Source organism: Mycoplasma tauri (assembly GCF_016925555.1).
GTDB classification, from domain to species: domain Bacteria; phylum Bacillota_I; class Bacilli_A; order Mycoplasmatales; family Metamycoplasmataceae; genus Mycoplasmopsis; species Mycoplasmopsis tauri.
In genome coordinates this window covers 239,563-262,651 of the sequence record NZ_CP070479.1, presented here as the reverse complement: position 1 = coordinate 262,651, position 23,089 = coordinate 239,563, and the positions used below count along the sequence as shown (strand labels likewise).

Below are 23,089 nucleotides of genomic sequence, written 5' to 3'. Positions count from 1 at the left end.
TTGCCTGTTTTATAGGCAAATATATAAAATTATTTATTGTTGACTTCTTTATTGAATTTTTCTAAATAATCAAGAATTGCATATCCTAATCCATGCTCTTGAACAGCTTTTGTGACAAAGCTAGCTTTTTCTTTAACTTCATCTTTTGCATTATCCATAGCATATGAGTAATTAAATCTTTTGAACATTGAAAAGTCATTTTCACTATCACCAATTACCATTATTTCTTCCTTTGAATGATTCTTAAAAATGTTTTCTAGCATTCAAACAATGGCTTCACCTTTTGAACCACCTTTTGGAAGAATTTCAAGATTCATATGGGTTTTAATTAATTTACAATCTAGTTTTTCAAGATCGCCAATAAGATTATCAATGTTATCTATATGTTCAAAATAAACTTCTATCTTAGAAACTGGTAGTATTTCATCGCCTTCATTGTAAACTGTAAATTGATCGAAGCTTTCGTATCTAAAATAAATTTTGTTTAAGAATTCTTTTTCATCTTCTCTAAAAACATAAAATATTTTGCTTGATCATGCTGCAGCTGGTATGCTGTGTTTTTTAAGAATTGAGAAAACTTGACTTACAGCTTCTGGATTAATGTAATCTTCCTTGACAAATTTATTATGTTTATAATCATAAATTTGAACACCAGAAGAACCAATAATGTAATCAGCATTTGTTAATTTTGCTAATTTGATCATTCTAGGACAAATAGGATTGCCTGTTGCTATATTAAAACTTAAATTATTGCCTTTGATAATATCTAAGTTAAAATTTGAAACATAATTATCTCTTGCATAAAGAGTTCCGTCAACATCACTAAAAACAATAGATTTTTTATACATAAATTCCTCCTTTTATACAAATTCTTGCTAAATAGTGCTTATTAATCATATTAAAAAATAAGTAAAACAAAAACATTTTCATAAATGATTATTTATTTATAAATATCAATTAAATTTATTAATTAACAACACTTTTAATAATTATTAAATTTATGTAATTAATTTTCTAAAAAATGACCTTAAGTCACTTTATTTTATTGTGGTAAAGTTTTAACAAATAAACCTTTAAAAAAGATAAATTAGTCATTTTTTGTAATATTTGTTTATCAAACATCATCATTATTTATTGTGGTAAAATTTAAATGCATTTAATCTAATATTTTTTAAATAATTTTAATTGCCATTAACTTAAGTTATTATTACTATTCTTAGAAATTCACACTTAAGTTAATTTTTAAATGAAGGAGAAAAATATGACACCACACATTAATGCTAAGGCTGGTCAAATTGCAAAAGTAGTTTTAATGCCTGGAGACCCACTAAGAGCAAAATATATAGCTGATACATTTTTGGATGAAGGCTATGAAATTGTTAATACTGTAAGAAATATGTTGATGTTTACAGGAACATACAAAGGCAGAAAAATAACAATAGCTGCTAGTGGTATGGGTTGCCCATCAATTGGTATTTACAGTTATGAATTATTCAACTTTTATGGGGTTGAAAAAATTGTTAGAATTGGCTCAGCTGGTTCATACAAAGCAGATTTAAAACTTTATGACACTGTCCTAGTTGACTCATGTTATTCAGATTCAAATGCATTTAGAAGACTTGTTGTAAATGACCACTCTAGTGTAGCTTACCCAAGTGTTGAACTAAATGAAGAATTAGAAAAACATGCAAGAGAATTAAATATTCCTTTAACAAAAGTTAGAGCTCACTCTTCTGATGTATTTTACTCATCAGTACCTCTTGAAGAAAGAATTAAAGAAACTCAAGCAGATTGTGTAGAAATGGAAAGTTATGCTTTATTTACAAATGCAGAAAGATTAGGTAAAAAAGCAGCTTGTTTATTAACAATTAGTGATAACTTAATAACACATGAAGAAACAACTCCAGAAGAAAGACAATCAGCATTCACAAATATGATGAAAATTGCTCTAGAATTAGCGCAATAGAAAGAACAAAATGCGTATAGTAGATTTAATTGAGAAAAAAAGACATGGCGAATCCTTAGATAATAAAGAAATTGAATTTTTATTAACTTCTTATACTAAAGGTACAATGCCAGATTATCAAATGTCTGCTTTCTTAATGGCAGTTATGTTTCAAGGTATGAAACCTGCTGAATTAGCTCATTTCACTAAAGTTATGATGCATTCAGGAGATGTTATGGACTTATCATCAATACCAGGTATAAAAGTTGATAAACATTCAACTGGTGGAGTTGGTGATAAAACAACTTTAGCAGTTGCTCCAATCTGTGCTGCGCTTGGTGCTCCAGTTGCAAAAATGTCAGGTAGAGGGTTAGGACACACTGGTGGAACTATTGACAAACTTGAATCAATTCCTGGTTTTAGTGTTGAATTAACTGATGAACAGTTCATTAATCAAGTTAAAAATAACAAAATTGCAGTTATTGGTCAAAGTGCTTCACTTGTTCCAGCAGACAAGAAAATTTATGCACTTAGAGATGTGACTTCTTGTGTACAATCAATTCCTCTAATTGCATCAAGTATCATGTCTAAAAAATTAGCAACTGGTAGTGATGCAATATTACTTGATGTTAAATGTGGTAATGGAGCATTCATGAAGGACCCGGATTCTGCCAGAGAATTAGCAAGAACAATGATTTCAATTGGTAAAGAATTGAATGTAGATGTTAGAGCTGAAATTACTAATATGTCAAGACCAATTGGACGCGAAATTGGTAATAAAAATGAAGTTTTAGAAGCTATTTGAACACTAGAAGGCAAGGGCCCAGCAGACTTCAATGAATTAGTTTACTCATCATGTGCAACAATCATGGAACAATCAAAAATTGTTAAAAGCCATGAAGAAGGACTTAAACTTGTTGATGAGGTTATTAAAAACGGTAAAGCTCTTGAAAAGTTTTATGAATTTATCGAACTTCAAGGTGGTGATGTTAAAGCCCTTAAAGATAAAAATTTCTGAAACCCTAAGTATTCTCTTGAAGTAATAGCTGAAGAAGATGGTTTCTTAGAAATTTTTGATGCTTTAACATTTGGCATAGTAGCCATGAAACTTGGGGCCGGTAGAGCAACAAAAGAAGATAAAATTGATTTTGAAGCAGGGATATCATTAGCCAAAAAGACCAATGAATCAGTAAAAAAAGGCGAAAAGCTATTCACTCTTTACTCATCAAAACCAATCGACAAATCACTAGTTAGTGAGCTTGCTCAAGCTTATAGAATTAGCTCTAAGCAAGTTGAAAATATAATTATTATTGATAGATTAAAATAGAAAATTGGACTTATATTATGGAAAAATACAATAAATTGATAGATCATACTTTTTTAATGGCTGATGCTACTGAAAAGGATATTGACAAATTAACTAATGAAGCTATAAAATACGACTTTAAAACAGTTTGTGTTAACTCTTCACTTGTTCCTTATGCAAAAGAAAAACTTGCAGGTACTTCTGTAGGAATTACATCAGTTATAGGCTTCCCTCTTGGGGCTATGTTAACTCAATGTAAAGCTTTTGAAGCTGCTGAAGCTATTAAAGCTGGAGCTGATGAAATTGACATGGTTATTCAAATTGGTAAACTTAAAGAAGGTAACTATGATTATGTTCTTGAAGACATTAAAGCAGTTAAAAAAGCTTGTGGTTCGCACACATTAAAAGTTATTATTGAAACTGCATTATTAACTGATGAACAAATTAGAAAAGCAACTGAAATAGTTATGGCTTCAGGCGCCGAATTTATTAAAACTTCAACAGGTTTTTCATCAAGAGGAGCTTCTTTATCTGATGTTGAAATAATGAAAAGTGTTTGTGGTGACAAATTATTAATTAAAGCTGCTGGTGGTATTGCAAATATCGATGATTTAATAAAAATGAATAAAGCTGGTTCTGATCGTTTTGGAACAAGTAGATCAGTTGCAATTATCGAAGGAAAAAGTTCAACAAGCGGATATTAATTATTAATAAAATTCCTTAGCTATAGCTAAGGTTTTTTATACTTTTAATTAAAATATTTTATAAATCTTCCTTTTATAAACGTTATGAATTTGTTTACTGATTTGTGCATGCAATTAAATTATGCTTATGTTAAAGTTAATAAAAAAAGTATAGCTATATAAGTTATACTATTTATCAGTTTCAATTTGCTTAATAACTTTTTCACGTTCAATAAACAAGTCATTACATTCATCATTATTTAGCAATCTATTTTTCTTTAAAATTGTTTGATTTTTTCATCATTTTTAAATTTTTCTTCAGCTGCTTTTGTTTAAGTATCACTATTTTAATTGATAACTTAAAATCATATCCAAACATATTATATTTTTTTATAGAACTAGTTGTTTTCAACTTGCGCTAGTCATGTTTCGAATTCTTTTCTAAAATCTAATATTTCATCTGCACTTTTAGCTTGCATTTTAATAAAAGAATTTTCATTATCTCTTTTAACAAATTCATTATAAATTGAATCTAATTTTGGTCTTCAATAATTATTAATTTGCGTTTTTTTATCAGTAGATTTATATTCTTCAAATTTTCTTAAAATAATTTCTTTAATGTATTCGACAATTGCATATTCATTTCGGTCAGCAAACTTACATAATTCATTTAAATATTCTCTAGTATAATTTTGTAAAAATTCTTCTTGAGTCAAATTAAAAATATTTTTATTAATTTGACTTGAAGATTCATCATTAGGTTTTATCATCAAAGAAGATATCTTTGTTAATTCTTGCCCTCAAATACTAATAAATTGAGAAGCTCATGCATATAGTTTGTCATAAATTCTATATATAAAATAGGAATCAGCATCATTTGCCACCATGCCTTTATAAACTACATCTTGTAAAAATCTATATCTATTCTTTTTAACTAGTATTGGTTTATTTGTATCGCTTGGGGTAGTTATTCTTTTTAATTCTTCAAATTTTTCATTTTCTCAAATTGAAATATCATCTATTTTTCAATAAATTTCATATTCGCCATTTTCAACTGGTTCCGTTTTACCATCTTTTTTGTATATTTGAATGGCGTTTTCATATTTATCATTTTTTAAGTATTCTTTCAATTCTTCTGACTCAATGATTTCTTTTCATTTTTTAAAATAATTAAAAACAGTTAATGGATCTTTTACTTTATGTTTCTGAAATTTTTCATCATCTTCATATTCTTTAGATTTTAAATAATTATCTTTACTTTCAATGACAGACTTTTTAAAATGTTCTATATCAAATAAAAGCTTTATTCTTTCCATATTTTCAAGTTCTTTTATTTTTTTATCATTTTCGTATACAGATTTTATATTGAAATTATAAAATTGATTTAATTCATTATGCCTATCACGAAGTCAACGAGAAAATAACTCTTCTTTTGTTAAAGCAACATATCAATAAGGTTCAATAAATGGGAATGACTTTTCGTATCATGTTACAACTTTTCTCAATTCTTCTTTTAAATCTATGGCTTTAGTTTTTTCTTCTAATTTATGATATTCATCATCTACAATCTTTTTTAAATTATCATGTGCTTCAACATATTTTTTGAATTCTTCAACAGTTGGTGTGTTCTCTCCATTATTAATTATTAGATTTATTTCTTTATTTATTTTATCTAGATTTTTATCCAATTCTTCCATAAATTGCTTATATTCGTCAATAGTTTTTAAGAAAACATAATTAAAAGATAATTCTTCAAAAATAGTTTTTTCTTTATATATATTAAAAATAGCAAACCATTCTTTAATATATTCATTGTTTTCTTTAGCAAGGTTAATAAAAGATTGTATTTTATCAATATTTTGATTTTCTGCTTTATTAGCTTCATCTTGTAAATTAACTATTTGTTTTAATGTTTGTTCCTTTAACTTATTAACAAATTTTATTTCTTCATCTTTTAAATATGTTGTTCTATCATATCAATCTTCATTTTTTCAATGCTCAATTAGCTTAGCATTAAGATCAATAATTGTTTTTTCACGCTCTTTATTTATTTCTTCTAATTCTTTTTTTAGACTTTGTAAATTTTGCTGATTAATTCTATTAAAATGCTCCTCTAACTGATCAACTTTTGGAATTCATGTTTTATCTTTTTTGTCTCTGAGAGTGTTTATTTCGCTAATTAAATTATTTAGATCACTTTTTTGTGTTTCATTGATATTTTTAGACTCATTAATTTGTTTAACTAAATTTTTAAATTTTGTTTCAGCTGTAGATTCTTCTGAGTCCAAATTCTCTAATTCTGCTTTTTTAACAGAGTATTTGTTAAATTTCTCTTCAAGTTCATTAACTTTTGGAATTCATGTTTTATCTTTTTTGTCTTTGAGAGTGTTTATTTCACTAATTAGATTATTAAGATCACTTTTTTGTGTTTCATTGATATTTTTAGACTCGTTAATTTGTTTAACTAGATTTTTAAATTTTGTTTCAGCTGTAGATTCTTCTGAGTCCGAATTCTCTAATTCAGCTTTTTTAACAGAGTATTTGTTAAATTTTTCTTCAAGTTCATTAACTTTTGGAATTCATGTTTTATCTTTTTTGTCTTTGAGAGTGTTTATTTCGCTAATTAAATTATCAAGATCACTTTTTTGTGTTTCATTGATATTTTTAGACTCATTAATTTGTTTAACTAAATTTTTAAATTTTGTTTCAGCTGTAGATTCTTCTGAGTTCAAATTCTCTAATTCAGCTTTTTTAACAGAGTATTTGTTAAATTTTTCTTCAAGTTCATTAACTTTTGGAATTCATGTTTTATCTTTTTTGTCTCTGAGAGTGTTTATTTCGCTAATTAAATTATTAAGGTCACTTTTTTGTGTTTCATTGATATTTTTAGACTCATTAATTTGTTTAACTAAATTTTTAAATTTTGTTTCAAAATCTAGTTTATTATTATTATTATTTGAATTTTCTCTTTGTTTAGATGATTCATTGTTTTTATTAGATATGATAAAAGGTAAAGAAATTGCTCCTGCTGCTATTAAAATTCCAGCAGATGCAGCAATCAAAATTTTTTTAAATTTATTCATATAAATTCCTCTTTTACTAATTAAAAGTAGACTTATCTATATTTAATGAAATAATTATAACAAAGTTAACACTTTAAAATATTTCATAATATAGAACATATAAAAAATTCCTTAAAATATTATTTTTTTAGTAAAAAACTGTCAAAATTGACAGTTTTATTATTTGTCTCCCGCATTAACAGAAATAAGCTTAAGAAATGAGTCAATTTCTAAACTTGCAGATCCTACCAAAAAACCATTCACATTATCCAAGTTTACAAAATCATTGACATTATTAGCATTAACACTTCCACCATACAAAACAGGTATATTAGGACTAGTCAATTCATGAATCATAGCACAAACATTTTCAACTTCACTTGGTGTAGGTGTTTTTCCAGAGCCTATTGATCATATTGGCTCATATGCTATAACTACTTTTTCAATATTAACTTCATTAAGCAATACTCTTAATTGTTTTCTAATAGCCTCTTTTGTGTTTCCTGAAGAGTGTGCTTCTCTAGATTCTCCAACGCAAATAATTGGAGTTATATTGTATTTTACGCACTGAATAATTTTTTTGTTAATGCTTTCATCATTTTCATGGCTTGAATGATACATTCTACGTTCAGAATGCCCACAGATTGCAAAAGTTACATTTAAATCTTGTAACATTCTAGCACTAACTTCCCCTGTAAATGCCCCTTCTTCATTTTTTGACATATTTTGGCTACATAATTTTAATTCTGGCACCTTATTAGTAAAATAAGAAGCAAGATTACAATGGGCAGGAGCTACTGCAAAAACATTATTATTAACATAAGGCGCTAAATTAGGATTGTTTTTCAAATATTTTTTGTAAGAATATTGAAATAACTCAAAGAATTCAAGAGTTTCTGTGAAAGTCTTGTGCATCTTTCAATTTCCAATAACATAAAATCTCTTCATATTTTCTCCTTACGTTATAAAATAAACATTATAATAATTTTAATTCAAAATAGAAAATTGATAATTTTTATCATAATTCACATATTAATTTTTAAATAAGTAATAATAATAAAATAAGGATAAAAAAATGAAAAATACATACAAAAAACTTTTAACACTAAACATAAGCACAATAGCATTACCATTAATATTAGTTAGTTGTGGCAATAGCTCAAAAAGTAAAGATAAAAAACCTGAAAGTTCTAATAATAACTTAAATAATCTGATTATGGAATATAAAAATGAAATCAAAAATGTAAAAAATAATTTTTTTGCAAACAAAATAGACAATAATTATGAATCAAATAACGATTTTAAAGAAAAAATTATTGATCTATTTTTGGGCAAAAATAATAATGAACAATTAGATAAGTTGATGAAGAATTTTTATGATGAATCTAAAAATGATGCTGAATTTTTAAATATTATAAGAAACACTTTTTTTGATTATTCAGATGAATTTATAATTAAAAATCTTTTTGAATCACTTAGCACAATAATAAAAGATTTTAATAAACAATTTCAAAATAATTTAAATCAATTCTTAAATTATTTTACTAACAAAGAATTTGATGATAACTCAAAAATTATTTTTAAAGCTTTTGATGATAATTTAAAAGGGGTTTTATTTAAGTCTGAAGAATGGGCTAATTGAATTGAAAGCGATTATAGTAATCTTTCTATTTTATTTATTGATTCTAATAAGAATAAATTAGTTGACAAAGACGAATTTATTAATGCTAAATTCAAAAATTATAATAGCAATAATTATAATTCAGCTTCTATTGATCATAACCATTCTCATGCAACATATAATATGTTATGGGAAACACTTAACTATCTAACATTATTTAATAATTTTAAAAATAACTCTAAACTTAATAGTCATCAAAATGTTAATTTTGTAAAAAATGTTGAAAATATTAAAGCTAAATTAAAAGAAAAAAATAATAATGAATTGCTTGCAAAATTTGAAGAGCTTGTATCAAGAATTAATAACTTATTTAAATTCACAGAATCAAATTTTTTGTCTCCTTTATATCAAAAATCAAGTGAGGCATATAAAAAATTATATGCAGTAAGAAAAGTTTTAATTCAAATAGCACAAGAAGCTAAATTGACACGAGATCAAATAAAGAAAATATTTAATAATTAGTCTTATATATCTATAAATAAGGCAATAAAAAAATACAAACCAACAAAGTTTGTATTTTTATTATCATGTTATTAATAGTTAAATGATGCATTAATTTGAAAATCTAAATTGCTTCATGGTCAAATTTGTTCACGAATAAGAGCAACATAAACAACAACAAATATTGTAAGAATGAATAATATTAAATCACGTCAAGTTGGAATTATTATTCTATATTTAGTTCTCTTTGCATAAGGATCATATCCTCTAGTTTCCATTGCATTTGATAGATCTTCAGCTTTAGAAAAAGCACTTACAAATAATGGAATAATTAATGTTGTAAATGATTTAACTTTGTCCTTAAATTTACCATTTTTATAATCAACACCTCTGCTAGCTTGTGCCTTAGTTATTCTTTTAGCTTCTTCTAACAATGTAGGAATAAATCTAAGTGCAATATAAATAATCATTACAATGACATGTGTCGGTATAAATAATAATTTAAGAGGTAAAAATAAATCTTCAAGTGCTCTAGATAACAAGGTTGGTTGAGTTGTAGCAACCATAAGAGTAGTAACAATTATTAAAATGTAAACTCTTAGCATTAATCCAAGTGTTCTGGCTATAGCTTCTCATGAAATATGAAAATCACCACCAAGTGAAATAGGAAAAGGATATCAATCTTTCAATTTAGCATATTCATTAGTTCATGAACCATCTGGTTCATATATCTTGTATTTCATAGTGTAAATGTTCACTCAAAAAATGAAAAAACCAATAAAAAGAGGCATTATCATAAATTTAAACAATGAAGTAACATTTTTAGTGGCTATTATATGAAGAACAATAATAGGAGCAAGAAGAATCGCTAAAGTAATAAAATCATAAGCTATAAATGTAATAATAATATAAATAACTGCAAAAATTATTTTGAATCTTGGATCTAGTTTGTGAACAAAAGAATTTTGCATTACATAACGACTATAATTGCCATTCATTATTTAACCTCCTTTTCTTTTAAAAACTTATTTAAAAAAGTGGCTAAATCATCAATAGATTTTACTTTTGGCACAGGAATATTATTAGCTTGTAATTTAGAAGTAAATGCTAAAAGCTTAGGTGGCTCCATGTAATTTTTGTTCAAGAAATCAACATCTTTTAAAACTTCATAAGTTTCACCATCTCGAACAATAGAACCTTCTTTAAATACTAGAACTCTTTGTGTATATTCTAATACATTGTCAAGATCGTGCGTGACAATTATTATTGTCTTGCCTTTTTCGTGTAATTTTTTAAAGATATTAAGAATTTCAACAACACCTACAGGATCTAGTCCTGCTGTTGGCTCATCAGCTATTAAAAAATCAGGCTCCATAGCTAATATTCCTGCAAGAGCTACTCTTCTTTTTTGACCGCCAGATAGGTCAAAAGGAGATTTTTTAAGGTAAGTTTCATCAAGCCCAACTTCAAGTAAATATTTTTTAGCTCTTTCAAAAGCTTCTTTTTTTCCTACACCAAAACTACGAGGGCCAAAGGCTATATCTTTTTCAATAGTCTCTTCAAATAGCTGATATTCAGCAAATTGAAAAACAACACCTACTCTTTTGCGAATTGATTTAGCTTGTTTTATTTTCTTTACTTTTTTTGGTTTTTTAACTTTATTGTTACGGACTTTTGTTGGATTTAAATCAACAATTACTTTATCCATAAATTTAGTATTTGTTTTTGTTTCCTTGTCAAATTTTTCGTTTTGAAAAATTCATTCTATAGAGCCTTCAGTAGGTAATATTAAACCATTTAAATGTTCAATAAATGTTGTTTTACCACTACCTGTCTGTCCTATTATTCCTATGAATTCACCCTGATTAATAACACATGAAGCACTATTAACGGCCTTGAATTCTGCTGGTGTTTTTGATAAAAAAGAGTGTGATAAATTTTTAATGTTTATTTGCATAATTGTTCTAACAACTCCTTCTCATCATATGTTGGTTTAATGCCATTTATTTTTTCGCTTAGTTTATAAATGAATGGTGAGTCAATTTTAGCAAGTTCAATAATCTCTTTGTTATTTAAAATTTCGCTTGGTGTTCCTTGGGCAACTAATTCACCACCTGAAAACACTAAACACTCATCAGCTAATATAGCTTCATCCATATCATGAGTTATTGAAATCAAAGTTTTATTCTTTTGTTTTTGAATATCACGGATAATTTCAAGTATTTTTCTTTTTCCTAATGGATCAAGCATACTAGTTACTTCATCAAAAATAATTATTTCAGGATCAAGAGCTAAAACAGACGCTATTGCAACTCTTTGTTTTTGACCGCCAGAAAGTGATTGTGGGGTTTTTGACAAATATTTATCCATTCCTACTAATGCAGAAAGTTTTTCAATAATAGGTTTCATTTCTTTACGTGGCATAAGTTTATTTTCAAGACCAAAAGCAATATCATCTTCAATTGATGCGCCAATAAATTGATTATCAGGATTTTGGAAAATAATTCCTACTTTTTTTCTGATTTCTCTAATAGTTTTCTTTTCAATAACCGTTGAATCAATTTGAATTGTCCCTGCTTCTGGTTTATAAAGAGCTACTAAAAGTTTTGAAAATGTACTTTTGCCTGAACCATTGTGTCCTAAAATAGCAATATATTTTCCTTTTTCAATTTCAAAATTTAATTTGTTTATAGCATTCTTTTTTGAACGGGGATATTTAAATACTAAATTTTTAATCTTTATCATAAACTTAATTATATTATTAAAGTTATTTTTAATGGCACAAAAATTTAATATTATTGCTTGAAATAATGACATCAATAAAATTTACTTATTTACCTATTTTATAGCCAAAAATAAATAAAAAACTCAAGATGAAACTTGAATTTTTTAGTAATAATTATTCATGGATGAAATTTTAATGAATTATTTAACTAATTCAATGATAGCCATAGGCGCATTGTCGCCTAAACGGTTAACAAGTTTATAAATTCTTGTGTATCCGCCGTTTCTGTTAGCATATGCGGGTGCAATTGTGTCAAATAAGTGTTTAAGTACATCTACCTTTTCATTTACCATTGTAGAACGCAAGAAACTTGCAACCATACGACGGTTAGCTAATGTAGGTTTTTTAGCTTTTGTAATAAGTTTTTCAGCATGTCTACGTAATTCTTTAGCTCTTGTTAAAGTTGTTGTAATACGACCTTTTGCAAATAATTCACTTACAAGTGTTCTTAAAACACCTTTTCTTCATTTAGTGTCACGACTATAAATTTGTGTTGGATTTGCCATTATTCATCTCCTTTACTAAGAGTAAAGCCATTTAATTTCAAACACTCTTGAATTTCATCAAGTGATTTACGACCAAGATTTTTAGTTTGTTCTAATTCTTCTCAAGTCATAGCTGCTACTTCAGATGCCTTCATTTTGCCAATTCTTCTAAGGGCGTTCAATGAACGAACTGAAAGACCTAATTGGCTAATGTCAAGATCATTTTCAATAACATCAGACTTAATTTCTTTCTCTTCTACAAAAATATCAGCAGACATTTTATCAACATCACCAATAATAGCAATATGAGCAATTAAAATCTCAGATGCTTGTGCAAGAGCATTTTTTGCACTTACAGTACCATCAGTTGTTATAGTGAATAATAACTCTTCTTCAATTTTGTTGCTTGATGAGTTTAATTCTTGAACATCATATTTAACTTTTTCAATTGGACTAAAATTGCTGTCTGTAGCTATAAATAAGCCTTTTTTGATATTTGATTCAATTTTTGAAGCAAATAATGAGTCATTTTGAATGAACTTCTTGTTTTCTTCATTAGAAACAAACCCTCTGCCTGGACGCAAGTAAAGTTCAATGTTCAATGTACCTTTTTGAATTGTTGCAATCTCTTGGCTTTTATTAATAATTTCTACAGATGGGTTTTCAACATCAATGCTTTTTGATGTTACAACACCAATTTGATCTGATTTCAAAGTAGCTTTAATAATTTTTCCATCATCGATAAATTCAGGGTCATATGAGAACTTAACTTTTCTAAGATTCATAATTATTGCAGTAACATCTTCTACAATACCTGAAATTGTTTGAAATTCATGACTTACATTTTCGATTCTAATCGCAAATAAAGCAAGTGAAGTTATATTTGATAAAACGACTCTTCTAAGAGCTACAGCAAGTGTATTACCGAATCCTCTTTCAAGTGGTTTAAGTGAAAATGTAACTTCATTTGGATTATTTTCATTTGCAGAGTTACCTACTTGTAAGTAATCTAATTTAGACATTCTTTCCATAAGTTATACTCTCCTTTTATTTCATTTTTTCGCGTTTAAGAATACGTTTTGGAGGTCTTGTTCCATTGTGAGGAACTGGGGTCACATCTTTAATTTCTGTAACTGTAATTCCTGACACTTCAATTTGTTTACGAGCCGCATCTTTACCTGAACCTAAACCTTTAAGTTCAACTCTAACACTTCTAATACCTTGTTCTTTAGCTGCTTCAGAAGCTGCTTGAGCTGCTAAACCAGCTGCATAAGGTGTTTTTTTCTTTGTACCTTTATAACCGATAGCACCAGAACTACTTCATGCAATTACATTACCTTGTTCATCAGCAAATGTTACGATTGTATTTTGATTAGTTGAATGGATGTGAGCAACACCATTGGTTATGTTCTTTTTCTTTGTTTTTTTAGCCATAACTTCTCCCTAACTATTTAGTTGATTTCTTACCAGCAACAGTTTTTCTTGGTCCTTTTCTTGTACGAGCATTACTCTTTGTGCTTTGACCTCTAACTGGTAATCCTTTACGATGACGAATGCCTCTGTAGCATTTAATTTCCATTAAACGTTTGATGTTTAATGAAGTTTCTCTACGTAAATCGCCTTCTGTAACATAGCCTTTTGCAATTTCTCTTATTACACTTAATTGTGTTTCTGATAAATCTTTAACTCTGATGTTTTCGTCAATTTTTGCTTGTGCACAAATTTCTTGTGCCTTTGTTCTACCGATACCATAAATGTATGTTAATGAAATAACAACACGTTTATTGTTTGGTATTTCAATATTTAAAATTCTAGCCATTTATATCCTATCCTTGTCTTTGTTTGTGTTTTGGAATAGAGCAAATAACTCTAATAACACCTTTTCTTTTAATAATACGACAGTCTTTGCACATCTTCTTTACGCTTGCTCTAACTTTCATAACTAGTCTCCTTATTTATTGTGGCGATAGGTAATTCTGCCCCGAAGTAAATTGTATGGACTAAGTTCTACATCTACTTCATCGCCAGGTAAGATTCTAATGTGATTTACACGCATTTTACCTGAGATATTAGCTTTAATTTCCTGACCACTTTCAAGTTCAACTAAATATTCATCCGTTGAATAAATTTCTTTAACTTTTGCTCTAATTTTAATAGCGTCTTTAGCCATTTATTAGATTCCTTTCGTTAATACAACACCTTTCCCATTTTTTATTAAAACGGTATGTTCATAATGTGCGGAATTCAAATGTTCAGCACTAACTACTGTTCATTTATCCTTTTTTACATATATCCTTTTGCTTTTTTGTAAAATCATTGGTTCTATGCAAATAACCATGCCATCACGTAATAGCGGACCAGTTCCTTTTTTACCATCATTAAAAACATTAGGTTCTTCGTGAACTTCTCTACCTATTCCATGACCACAATACTCATCTGGTGTGTATAAATTATTTTTTTTGATTACTTGACCAATTGCATAACTTATGTCGCCTATTCTGGCACCTTTTTTAATAGCAGCTAATCCTGCTTCAAAAGATTCTTTAGCAACTCTTATTATTTTCTTATCATTTTCACTTATGTTTCCAACACCTTTTGTAAAGGCAGAATCACTATTGTATCCTTGATAAGTGCAACCTAGATCAATTTTTACAACATCCCCATCTTTAATTACATAATTTGATGGAATGCCATGAATCAATTCGTCATTAACAGAGATGCAAGCTGTGGCTGGAAAGCCATAAAGACCTTTAAATGCAGGTTGAGCACCTCTTTTTACTATTTCATTAAAAGCATGACGATCAATTTCTTTTAATGAAACGCCTGGTCTTACAAGATCATATAAAACTGATTTGACCTCTGCCAAGATTTTGCAACTTTTAGTAATTAGTTCTATTTCACGAGTACTTTTAACTGTAATCATGATAGCCTCCTTAAAGATGCAAATAAAATAATATTTATTTTATCATAAAAAAGCTTTAGCTTTGAAAATAAAATAGAATTTATAATTCTATTCATTCTTAAAGTAAATACTAACAATAAAAAAGCTAGGAGCTTATATTTGATAAATTCAAAAATACCTATAAAATAGATTTTTTAGTAATTATTATGTAATAAAAAAATATGCTTAAAACTATAATGTTCTAAGCAACAATTTAATTTTATTAGTTATTTTTTTCTTTTAAATTAAAAATCTTTAGTGCATGCTTATAAAAGAATTTAGATAAAGGTTTTAAATATTTGTTTGAAAGTTTAATATCATTACGATCTATAAACCTTTGAATTCTTTCATGAACTTTTTGCTTATATTCTTTTTTTGATATGCCTTGTAAAAAACGACTTCAATATGAAAATGATAAAGGCCAGATTAAAAATGTGCTTTTTAACAATGAAAATTTTTCACTTGAGTCTAATAAATTTAATCTTTTTATTTGGTCTATTGCATAATCATAAGAGTCAAATAGAGTGTCTATTTTTTTATATATATCCTTAACACTTGTGTTAATAGAGTTTTTTCTCAGTTGATATGTTAGAAGTTTTTTATTTAAAAATTTAAACTTTGAAGCTGATAAAAGGATCATTCAAGTATATCTAACATCTTCATAAATTGAACCATCGAATTTTAAACCATACTTTTCAACTAAATCAAAATAATAAGATCTTTTAATCATTTTTGCCCATCGGTATATGTCTCCAAATATACAAAATTCTATTGGATTATTGTAATTAAATCTACGAAAAAGTGGAAAAGTGAATGTTCTACAATACCTACTTTTAGAAACTTGCATGCTGATTTTATATCCACAAGCTAGAACATCGTAATCTTGATCCATGTTTTCAACAAATTTTTCTATCATTTTCGAACTAATTTTGTCATCGTCATCAACGAAAATAAAATAATCCCCAGTTGATTTCTCTGCTAAAAAGTGGCTATTAAATCCAAGCCCAACATGTTCATAATAATCTTTCAAATCATATACTTTAATTCTTTTATCTTCCTTAGCATAATTTTCTAAAATTTTCAATGTATTGTCAGTTGAATAGTCATTTAATAATAGTATTTCCATATTTTCATAGCGATTTTTTAATACACTTTTTAATGAAAAATAAGGTTTTTCTTCAATGTTGTGACAAGGTATAAGTACACTTATTTTTGGTTTATTATGCATATTAACTCCTTTATTTTTGAATAAAAGATTATAATCTTATTACAAATTTAATTAATAACAATTTTTTTGCTTCGACTTATGAATAAATCATATGGTTATTCTACTAAATATTCAAACAATTTGCAAAAAGACATTGATTTTATTTTTAAAAATAAAGGAGAGTTATGACATATTTACTTATTGGTGGCGCTGGTTATATTGGTAGTCATGTAGCTGAACAAATTAATATTGAAGGTGAAGATAATGCTATTATCTATGACAATTTATCAACAGGATTTAGAGAATTCGTTGATGTAAAAAATAAATTTATTCAGGGCGATATTTTAGACATTGATATGTTAGATAAAACATTTAAAGATAACAAAATTGACGTAGTTATCTATTTGGCAGGGCTTATAAAAGTTGGCGAAAGTGTTGAACATCCCTTAAAATATTATGAAACTAATATACAAGGACTTATTAATGTTTTAAAAACAATGAAAAAATATGATGTTAATAATCTTGTATTTTCATCGTCAGCTGCAGTTTATGGCAATAATTCACAACATAATGGGTATTTTTGTGAGGATGATTTAAAAAATCCTGTTAGTCCATATGGCAAAACAAAATTTTTTGGTGAAGAAATAATTGTTGATTATGCAGTTTCAAATCCTAATTTCAAATATACATTTTTGAGATATTTTAATGTTGCTGGCGCATCTAGAAGCAAAAAAATAGGTTATTTAACTAAAGATAATAAAAAGCCTACACACATAATTCCTGCTTTAAGTTATTATGTTTTCGGATTAATTCCTGAATTTAAAATTTTTGGCAATGATTATACAACATTCGATGGTACATGTATAAGAGATTATATTTATGTTGTTGAGTTGGCTCAATTACATATTTTAGTGGCCAAGAAAATGATTAAAGAAAATAAATCATTTTACTACAATGTTGGTAGCTCAAAAGGATATTCAAACTTAGAAATAGTAAAAGCTTTTGAAAGAAAACTAAATAAAAAGTTAAATATAGAATTTGGAGCAAGGCGTAATGGAGATCCTGACATGTTGGTTGCATCAAATGAAAAATTATGCAATGGGTTAAATTATAAAATTTACACCACAATTGAAGAAATAGTTGAAACAGAAATTGAATTTCGTAAAGCTCATTTAGATGCTAAAAATTATTAAATAAAATGCAACCAAGAAATATTGGGTGCATTTTTATATCAATTAATGGAAAGCTTATTTTAAATTCTGCAAATAGCATTAACAATGTGTTTTGAAATATTATAAGTGTTCAATTGTTTTTACAATTAAATGAGCTGTATTTTCTGCATTGCCTGATGCATCAAAGGTATGAATATTTCCTTTTTCACTATAATAATTAAGTAATGGCTCAGTTTGACTTTTGTAAACCTCTTGACGTTTTTTAATAGATTCAAGAGAATCATCTTTTCTAGTCATTAATTCACTATCACACTTATCACAATAATTGCCTTTTGTTGATGGCATAAAATCGACATGAAAACTTGCTTTACAATTTGGACAAAAACGTCTACCATTAAGTCTTTTTAGTATCAAATCATCAGGCGCATGAAGCTCAATAACTTCGTAGTTAAAATTAGGAATAGAATCAAGAAATTCACTTTGAGAAATTGTTCTTGGATAGCCATCAAGAATTACAATCTTGCCTTGTGAAGAATAAAAATCCAATGCCTTTTTAACAATTTCGTTTGTTATATCATCAGGAACATAGCCTCCTGATTCAACTATTTTAGCTACTTTAAGGCCTAATTCGCTTTTTGAACTTATTTCAGCTCTGAAAACATTACCTGTTGAAAGATGAACAAGTTGATATTCATCTGCAATAATAGCTGCTATTGTCCCTTTTCCAACACCTGGAGGACCCATAAATATTAAATTAGGAAATATTTTTTTACTTTTTATCATAATAAGCCATCCTCGTTGTTAGGTAAATTGACATTCTTTTTACTAATATTATTGTTGTTTGATAAAGTATCTGAGTTTGTTTTTTGTTCAGAAATGTTTTCAGAAACCATTCTTGATATTCTCTTTTGTTTTGATAATTGACTTGACTTGATTCTTGCTTTAAACTGATCAATTGTTTCAAGTGAAACTGATGCAAGAATCATCATTCCTGTTCCGCCAAAAGCCATTGCTGTAGGTACAGACAAGATAATAATCATTAAATACTGAAATGAAACAAGAAGTACAAGATAAAATGAGCTAAATAATGAAAGTCTCATTACTATACCAATTAAATAATCTTCTGTTTGTTCTCCTGGCTGAATTCCTGGAATAAATGTTGAATTTTTAGCAAAGTCTTCTGCTATCTTATCAACTCTTGATTGTTGAAGCCCCATAATGAATGTGAAGAAGAATGTGAAAACAACTAAAAGGGTAAGCCCTAAAGGTTGTGAGAAGTCCATATTTTCTCTTATTCACAATCCACCAGTATTTGACTTAGGTAATATTCTAGCTATAAGCATTGGTAATGAGACAATCATTGAAGCAAAAATCATTGGCATAACACCGGCAGGATTTAATTTAATAGGTAATTTACCCATGTCTTTAATATTTTTACTTCTACCCGCACCAATTTGTTGAATAGGAATGTGTCTTTCAGCTAAGTAAACCATTGTAATAACAAATAAAAGCAACAAGTAAACAAATAAATATGTAAGGAATTTAAATGCGCCTACAACAGCAGCTGATGTTGCAGATTCACTAAGATAAAATCCTCATGCTGTTTGAAACTGTGTAGGTAATTGGAATGCAATACCAACAAAAATAATTAAACTAGTACCATTACCAATACCTTTGTTTGTAATTTGCTCAGCTATAAAAAGTGAAAATAGAGAGCCACCAATAAGAATTAATGGAAGGAGGAAATATGATACAAGATCAATGTTCATTCCATAAGTATTAATTTTAATAAAAGGATTATCACCTGCACTAAGCGCTTTTGTAAGCATAAATGATTGTGGGAAGGCTAAAACTATTGTTAAAACTCTTGTAATAATATTAATTTTTCTTCTTCCTTCTGGTCCGCTTTGTGATAATTTCATCACTGCTGGAAATGCTCTTGTTTGTAAAAGCGACATAATCAATGAAGCATTAATAAATGGACTTATCCCTAAAGCTACTAATGAAAATTGCCTAAGGCCACCACCGCCAATCAAGTTAAGTGTACTTAAGAATGTATCACCATCAATTCCCCTAATATTAGCAAAACTTACAAATGGTGACTTGATACTTGTCATAATTAAATAAATGGCCAATAAAAGCAAGGTATATAGAAACTTTTTAAGTATTTCTTTAGTGCTTCAAAAATCATTTCACTTTTTGCCAAATTTATAAAAAAACTCTCGAGTTTTTAAACTTGCACCTTTCATTTCTCTCCTTTACAAAATTAAATGTAATTCCTATTTAATTTGCTTACTATAAACACGGTGTTGTATTTTAATATTAAAATTAAATAATAAGACTAATATATTATAAAACAAAACAAAATAATCAAAAAAACTAATTTATTAATGTAATAATTGTTCGAAGTACTTTATTTATTAAAAGCCTTATTTATTGGGTTTTTAGTAAAATTCATAATTGATAAATCAAGATCTTTAAAAGCATAGTTTGTGCATAAATAAGCATTAATTTTTAACTATATGAAAAAGTCATAAGAATAATTTTAGTTTTGTTTTTGAAAGTTATTTTTTATATATGTGTTAATAAAAAAGGAGATTTTTACATCTCCCATTTTGATAATTTTTTAATTTCTAAATTTAGCAATTATTCTGGCTAAGTAATATAATGCAATAATGTAATTATAAGCTAAAGAGAAGCCAAAGTAAATGACTAACCTATTAACTTCCTTACTTAATAATGGACTGTTGCTTTGTGTCCTAGCATATGCCTTGTTATATCTTGTAATAAGTCATAAATCAAATGCCATATAACCACAAACAAGTGCAAAACCTAGTACAGGAAAAACTGCATTTAATCAGCTATTTCACACAAAGAATGATAATATGAATATAAAAATCATTCCAATTCCAACAACCATTAAAAATGAATATAAAAGGTTTATTTTTATTTTGTCATAATAAGCTAAAAGTCCCATTAAAGCCATAAAAAGTAATGGTGCTAATACAACAAGAATTGTTTTAGATATAGCTGCAAAGTTATTAAAATCTTTGTTATATGTATCTAATAGAATGATTAAAGCACCAGATAAAAGAAAGAATCCTAGTCCTATCATTGAAATTGTTATTAAGGTAAATTGAACTCAAAAATTTAATCTTGGACCATGTATATGTTCTACAATCATACATATCAAAAATACAATAAATGCTATAACTAAGGTAATAATTGCTGGTAAGTTATTTTGTATACTCTTGAAAAAAGCATTCGCAAAAGTAATAACAATTATTGCAGTTATAAAAGCAATAGTAATTGCATATATAAATCAGCAAATTGACAATCCTAATATTGCGTTTTTTCTCTTAGTTGATGACCTATTATAAATCTTAGGAGCACCACTACCAAAAAAATTATTTTGATTTTCTTTCATTGTTTTATTTTCCATGATTCAATTATATATTAAATTACTGGCATTTAAATTTATATATTCATTTTATTTAATGTCTGTTTTATAGGTTTTTTAGTAAATTATTTTGATTGTTTATTTTCTTAAATAATTCAATATATTTTCTTATTTTTTTATAGTTGTAATTAAAAATTTCCTTTCAAAAATATTAGTTTTTAATAAGATTTTGAATTTAAAAAATAAAATTAATTTTATTAATAGTGATTTTTTAAGTGTAAAAAACAAATATTAAATGGTATATAATAGTTCAATGACAAAAAAAGAATTTAAAAATAGCAATAAAAAATTAGATATAGCATTATTAATTTCTGGAAGCATAGTTCTTTTACTAACTTTTATTTTTATAATTTTAAATGCTACAACTTATTATGATGAAAAATATAACATTATTGCAAATACTCCTCGCTTGCAAGCAGTATTTAAACATTTTTCAAGTTTGTTTTTCTTTACATACCTAAGTAATATTTTTCTTGGCATAATGCTTATTTTAGTAGGCCTTGAAAGAGAATCAATGAAAATAAAACGAATGTTTTTTCTCTCTGTTGTATTTATAACCATAACATTTATAGTTTATTGAGCATTAATATCTCATGACAAAAAAACATGAAAAGCTCCATATTATAATGCAATAAAATCAATTATTACTCATGCAATACATCCAATAGTTGGTTTTGTATTCTTAATTATTATGCGTAAGGAAATTACTATTGATAAAAAAACCATTTCTGTTTCTGTTCTAACTTCACTATTTTATTTATTATTTGCAATATTTTTATATTGAGGATCATATAACAAAATTGTAAAAGGACGTGGAGCAATAATTTATACATTTTTAGATTTCGTATATCCTTTATTTTATAAATCTAATAACTTATATGTGATAATATCATTAAATATTTTAATTTTATTAATAGCTACACTTTTACCTATAGCTTTAATTTTCTTCTGAAAATCAATTTTAAAAATAAAATTTGAAAATTCAAACCCTAAAAAAATAAAACAAATAAAGATATAAACTAGTAAAAAAATGATTTTTTTAAAATAATGAGCCTGCGAAAACTCATTATTTTTTTAATATTTTTCAAAAAACTTAATAGTAATTACATTAATAAAAAGTATAAAAAAACTCAAGCATACTTAAGTTTTTCTTATATTTTTTTAATTTTCTTTAATATCTTTAAATTCGAATTTTTCAATACCTGTGTTGTATATGTTTAAGGCTTTAGCTCCTTCTAATACTTTTTGTTCATTATTGCTGTCTCTTCAAATGTATCTGCCAGCAAATAAAGAATTTTTAACAATAATTTTATCATCTTTTGGATATCCTTCTTTATCGTTGAGTTCTGTTACACGTAAATGCTGATCAGATTGATTAACTGGTGATTCATCTGAATTGCCTTTAGGAGATTTTCAAATGTTATTATTTATTACTAATCATTTTGCAAAATCATTATCTTTTCATACTGTTGCTTCAAATCCGGAATCAGTTTGATATTTCACAGATTCATCTATTCAACTTTCATTTCCATTAGCTTTTAGTTTTTTATCTTTTGCAACATGATATGTTTCATATCTAGAAATAAACATTGATAAATTTTTAGTAATTTCATTTCAATCAAATTCAAATTTAATTGTTGTTAGTAGAGCTGTTGGCATAGCTCACTCTTGTTTAGGAACACCATTTTCAAGATGAATTGTATTTTTATTAGCTTGATAATTTAAAGCACCAACAACAAGTTGAGCAGGAGATACAACTTCAACAACTAGTCGTTTCTCATCTTCAAATCTTAATCTTATAAATTGTCTACTTGTATCACCTTTTACTTGGGTAGATTGTTGATAGATGAACACCTGAGGCAAAATAAATTTAATATTAAAATCAGGATTTAATTCATCTTCCACATAAGTATTAGTATTA

24 protein-coding genes are annotated in these 23,089 nt (G+C 26.9%); 6 read left to right on the top strand and 18 right to left on the bottom strand.

Annotation, left to right across the window (positions count from 1 at the left end; translation table 4 throughout):
• Nucleotides 1-29: 29 nt before the first annotated feature.
• On the bottom strand, nt 30-848 hold the full coding sequence (locus JS510_RS01155; protein ID WP_205517546.1) for a Cof-type HAD-IIB family hydrolase: 819 nt from the start codon (nt 846-848) through the stop codon (nt 30-32).
• A 413-nt stretch (nt 849-1,261) separates the two neighbouring features.
• Here JS510_RS01155 and deoD point away from each other — a divergent pair, with 413 nt between their 5' ends.
• From deoD to deoC, 3 genes are read left to right on the top strand one after another with little or no spacing between them, the layout of a single operon-like run.
• Nucleotides 1,262-1,966, top strand: coding sequence for a purine-nucleoside phosphorylase (gene deoD, locus JS510_RS01150; RefSeq protein ID WP_205517545.1), 705 nt, complete (start codon nt 1,262-1,264; stop codon nt 1,964-1,966).
• Between the two features lie 10 nt (nt 1,967-1,976).
• Nucleotides 1,977-3,272: a pyrimidine-nucleoside phosphorylase gene (locus tag JS510_RS01145; protein WP_205517544.1), complete on the top strand. Its 1,296-nt coding sequence runs from the start codon at nt 1,977-1,979 to the stop codon at nt 3,270-3,272.
• 17 nt (nt 3,273-3,289) lie between these two features.
• Nucleotides 3,290-3,955 (top strand): deoxyribose-phosphate aldolase, encoded by a 666-nt coding sequence (gene deoC / locus JS510_RS01140; protein WP_205517543.1) that lies wholly within the window; start codon nt 3,290-3,292, stop codon nt 3,953-3,955.
• A gap of 377 nt (nt 3,956-4,332) precedes the next feature.
• On the opposite strand, the gene JS510_RS01135 is transcribed toward deoC, so the two are convergent.
• Both JS510_RS01135 and tpiA read right to left on the bottom strand, forming a co-directional pair.
• The gene (locus tag JS510_RS01135) at nt 4,333-7,017 is read right to left on the bottom strand and encodes a coiled-coil domain-containing protein (protein WP_205517542.1); all 2,685 of its coding nucleotides are present in this window, start codon (nt 7,015-7,017) and stop codon (nt 4,333-4,335) included.
• A 159-nt stretch (nt 7,018-7,176) separates the two neighbouring features.
• Nucleotides 7,177-7,944: a triose-phosphate isomerase gene (gene tpiA, locus JS510_RS01130; RefSeq protein WP_205517541.1), complete on the bottom strand. Its 768-nt coding sequence runs from the start codon at nt 7,942-7,944 to the stop codon at nt 7,177-7,179.
• Between the two features lie 127 nt (nt 7,945-8,071).
• Between tpiA and JS510_RS01125 the strand changes: the two genes are divergently transcribed.
• A complete protein-coding gene (locus tag JS510_RS01125) occupies nt 8,072-9,139 on the top strand; it encodes an MAG5150 family histidine triad lipoprotein (protein ID WP_205517540.1) in 1,068 nt (355 codons plus the stop codon).
• A 71-nt stretch (nt 9,140-9,210) separates the two neighbouring features.
• On the opposite strand, the gene JS510_RS01120 is transcribed toward JS510_RS01125, so the two are convergent.
• The 11 genes from JS510_RS01120 to JS510_RS01070 form a co-directional block, all read right to left on the bottom strand.
• Nucleotides 9,211-10,116: an energy-coupling factor transporter transmembrane component T family protein gene (locus tag JS510_RS01120; protein WP_205517539.1), complete on the bottom strand. Its 906-nt coding sequence runs from the start codon at nt 10,114-10,116 to the stop codon at nt 9,211-9,213.
• The gene (locus JS510_RS01115; protein WP_205517538.1) at nt 10,116-11,075 is read right to left on the bottom strand and encodes an energy-coupling factor transporter ATPase; all 960 of its coding nucleotides are present in this window, start codon (nt 11,073-11,075) and stop codon (nt 10,116-10,118) included. The genes JS510_RS01120 and JS510_RS01115 overlap by 1 nt, the downstream gene beginning before the upstream one ends.
• Nucleotides 11,066-11,863 (bottom strand): energy-coupling factor transporter ATPase, encoded by a 798-nt coding sequence (locus tag JS510_RS01110; protein ID WP_205517537.1) that lies wholly within the window; start codon nt 11,861-11,863, stop codon nt 11,066-11,068. The genes JS510_RS01115 and JS510_RS01110 overlap by 10 nt, the downstream gene beginning before the upstream one ends.
• A gap of 180 nt (nt 11,864-12,043) precedes the next feature.
• Nucleotides 12,044-12,409 (bottom strand): 50S ribosomal protein L17, encoded by a 366-nt coding sequence (gene rplQ / locus JS510_RS01105; protein WP_205517536.1) that lies wholly within the window; start codon nt 12,407-12,409, stop codon nt 12,044-12,046.
• Nucleotides 12,409-13,419, bottom strand: coding sequence for a DNA-directed RNA polymerase subunit alpha (locus tag JS510_RS01100; protein ID WP_205517535.1), 1,011 nt, complete (start codon nt 13,417-13,419; stop codon nt 12,409-12,411). The genes rplQ and JS510_RS01100 overlap by 1 nt, the downstream gene beginning before the upstream one ends.
• 16 nt (nt 13,420-13,435) lie before the next feature.
• The gene (rpsK, locus tag JS510_RS01095; protein ID WP_205517534.1) at nt 13,436-13,822 is read right to left on the bottom strand and encodes a 30S ribosomal protein S11; all 387 of its coding nucleotides are present in this window, start codon (nt 13,820-13,822) and stop codon (nt 13,436-13,438) included.
• A gap of 13 nt (nt 13,823-13,835) precedes the next feature.
• Nucleotides 13,836-14,207: a 30S ribosomal protein S13 gene (rpsM, locus tag JS510_RS01090; RefSeq protein WP_205517533.1), complete on the bottom strand. Its 372-nt coding sequence runs from the start codon at nt 14,205-14,207 to the stop codon at nt 13,836-13,838.
• 7 nt (nt 14,208-14,214) lie between these two features.
• Nucleotides 14,215-14,328 carry a 50S ribosomal protein L36 gene (rpmJ, locus tag JS510_RS01085; RefSeq protein WP_205517532.1) on the bottom strand — a complete coding sequence of 38 codons (114 nt, stop codon included), beginning with the start codon at nt 14,326-14,328 and terminating at the stop codon, nt 14,215-14,217.
• Between the two features lie 11 nt (nt 14,329-14,339).
• Nucleotides 14,340-14,558 carry a translation initiation factor IF-1 gene (infA, locus tag JS510_RS01080; RefSeq protein WP_205517531.1) on the bottom strand — a complete coding sequence of 73 codons (219 nt, stop codon included), beginning with the start codon at nt 14,556-14,558 and terminating at the stop codon, nt 14,340-14,342.
• 3 nt (nt 14,559-14,561) lie between these two features.
• Nucleotides 14,562-15,311: a type I methionyl aminopeptidase gene (gene map, locus JS510_RS01075; RefSeq protein ID WP_205517530.1), complete on the bottom strand. Its 750-nt coding sequence runs from the start codon at nt 15,309-15,311 to the stop codon at nt 14,562-14,564.
• A gap of 241 nt (nt 15,312-15,552) precedes the next feature.
• The gene (locus tag JS510_RS01070; RefSeq protein WP_205517529.1) at nt 15,553-16,557 is read right to left on the bottom strand and encodes a glycosyltransferase family 2 protein; all 1,005 of its coding nucleotides are present in this window, start codon (nt 16,555-16,557) and stop codon (nt 15,553-15,555) included.
• A 164-nt stretch (nt 16,558-16,721) separates the two neighbouring features.
• On the opposite strand from JS510_RS01070, the gene galE reads away from it, so the two are divergent.
• Entirely contained in the window at nt 16,722-17,729 is a 1,008-nt protein-coding gene (gene galE, locus JS510_RS01065; RefSeq protein ID WP_205517528.1) for a UDP-glucose 4-epimerase GalE, read from the top strand.
• 99 nt (nt 17,730-17,828) lie between these two features.
• On the opposite strand, the gene JS510_RS01060 is transcribed toward galE, so the two are convergent.
• The 3 genes from JS510_RS01060 to JS510_RS01050 all read right to left on the bottom strand — a co-directional run bounded on the left by JS510_RS01060 (nt 17,829) and on the right by JS510_RS01050 (nt 21,150).
• Nucleotides 17,829-18,491 (bottom strand): adenylate kinase family protein, encoded by a 663-nt coding sequence (locus tag JS510_RS01060; protein WP_223659077.1) that lies wholly within the window; start codon nt 18,489-18,491, stop codon nt 17,829-17,831.
• Nucleotides 18,485-19,957: a preprotein translocase subunit SecY gene (gene secY / locus JS510_RS01055; RefSeq protein ID WP_205517527.1), complete on the bottom strand. Its 1,473-nt coding sequence runs from the start codon at nt 19,955-19,957 to the stop codon at nt 18,485-18,487. The genes JS510_RS01060 and secY overlap by 7 nt, the downstream gene beginning before the upstream one ends.
• Nucleotides 19,958-20,334: 377 nt before the next feature.
• Nucleotides 20,335-21,150: a Bax inhibitor-1/YccA family protein gene (locus JS510_RS01050; RefSeq protein WP_205517526.1), complete on the bottom strand. Its 816-nt coding sequence runs from the start codon at nt 21,148-21,150 to the stop codon at nt 20,335-20,337.
• Nucleotides 21,151-21,421: 271 nt separating this feature from the next.
• On the opposite strand from JS510_RS01050, the gene JS510_RS01045 reads away from it, so the two are divergent.
• On the top strand, nt 21,422-22,186 hold the full coding sequence (locus tag JS510_RS01045; protein WP_205517525.1) for an MAGa3780 family membrane protein: 765 nt from the start codon (nt 21,422-21,424) through the stop codon (nt 22,184-22,186).
• Nucleotides 22,187-22,329: 143 nt separating this feature from the next.
• Here the strand turns inward: JS510_RS01045 and JS510_RS01040 are convergent, their stop codons facing one another.
• The gene (locus JS510_RS01040) at nt 22,330-23,073 is read right to left on the bottom strand and encodes a hypothetical protein (protein WP_205517524.1); all 744 of its coding nucleotides are present in this window, start codon (nt 23,071-23,073) and stop codon (nt 22,330-22,332) included.
• Nucleotides 23,074-23,089 lie beyond the last annotated feature (16 nt).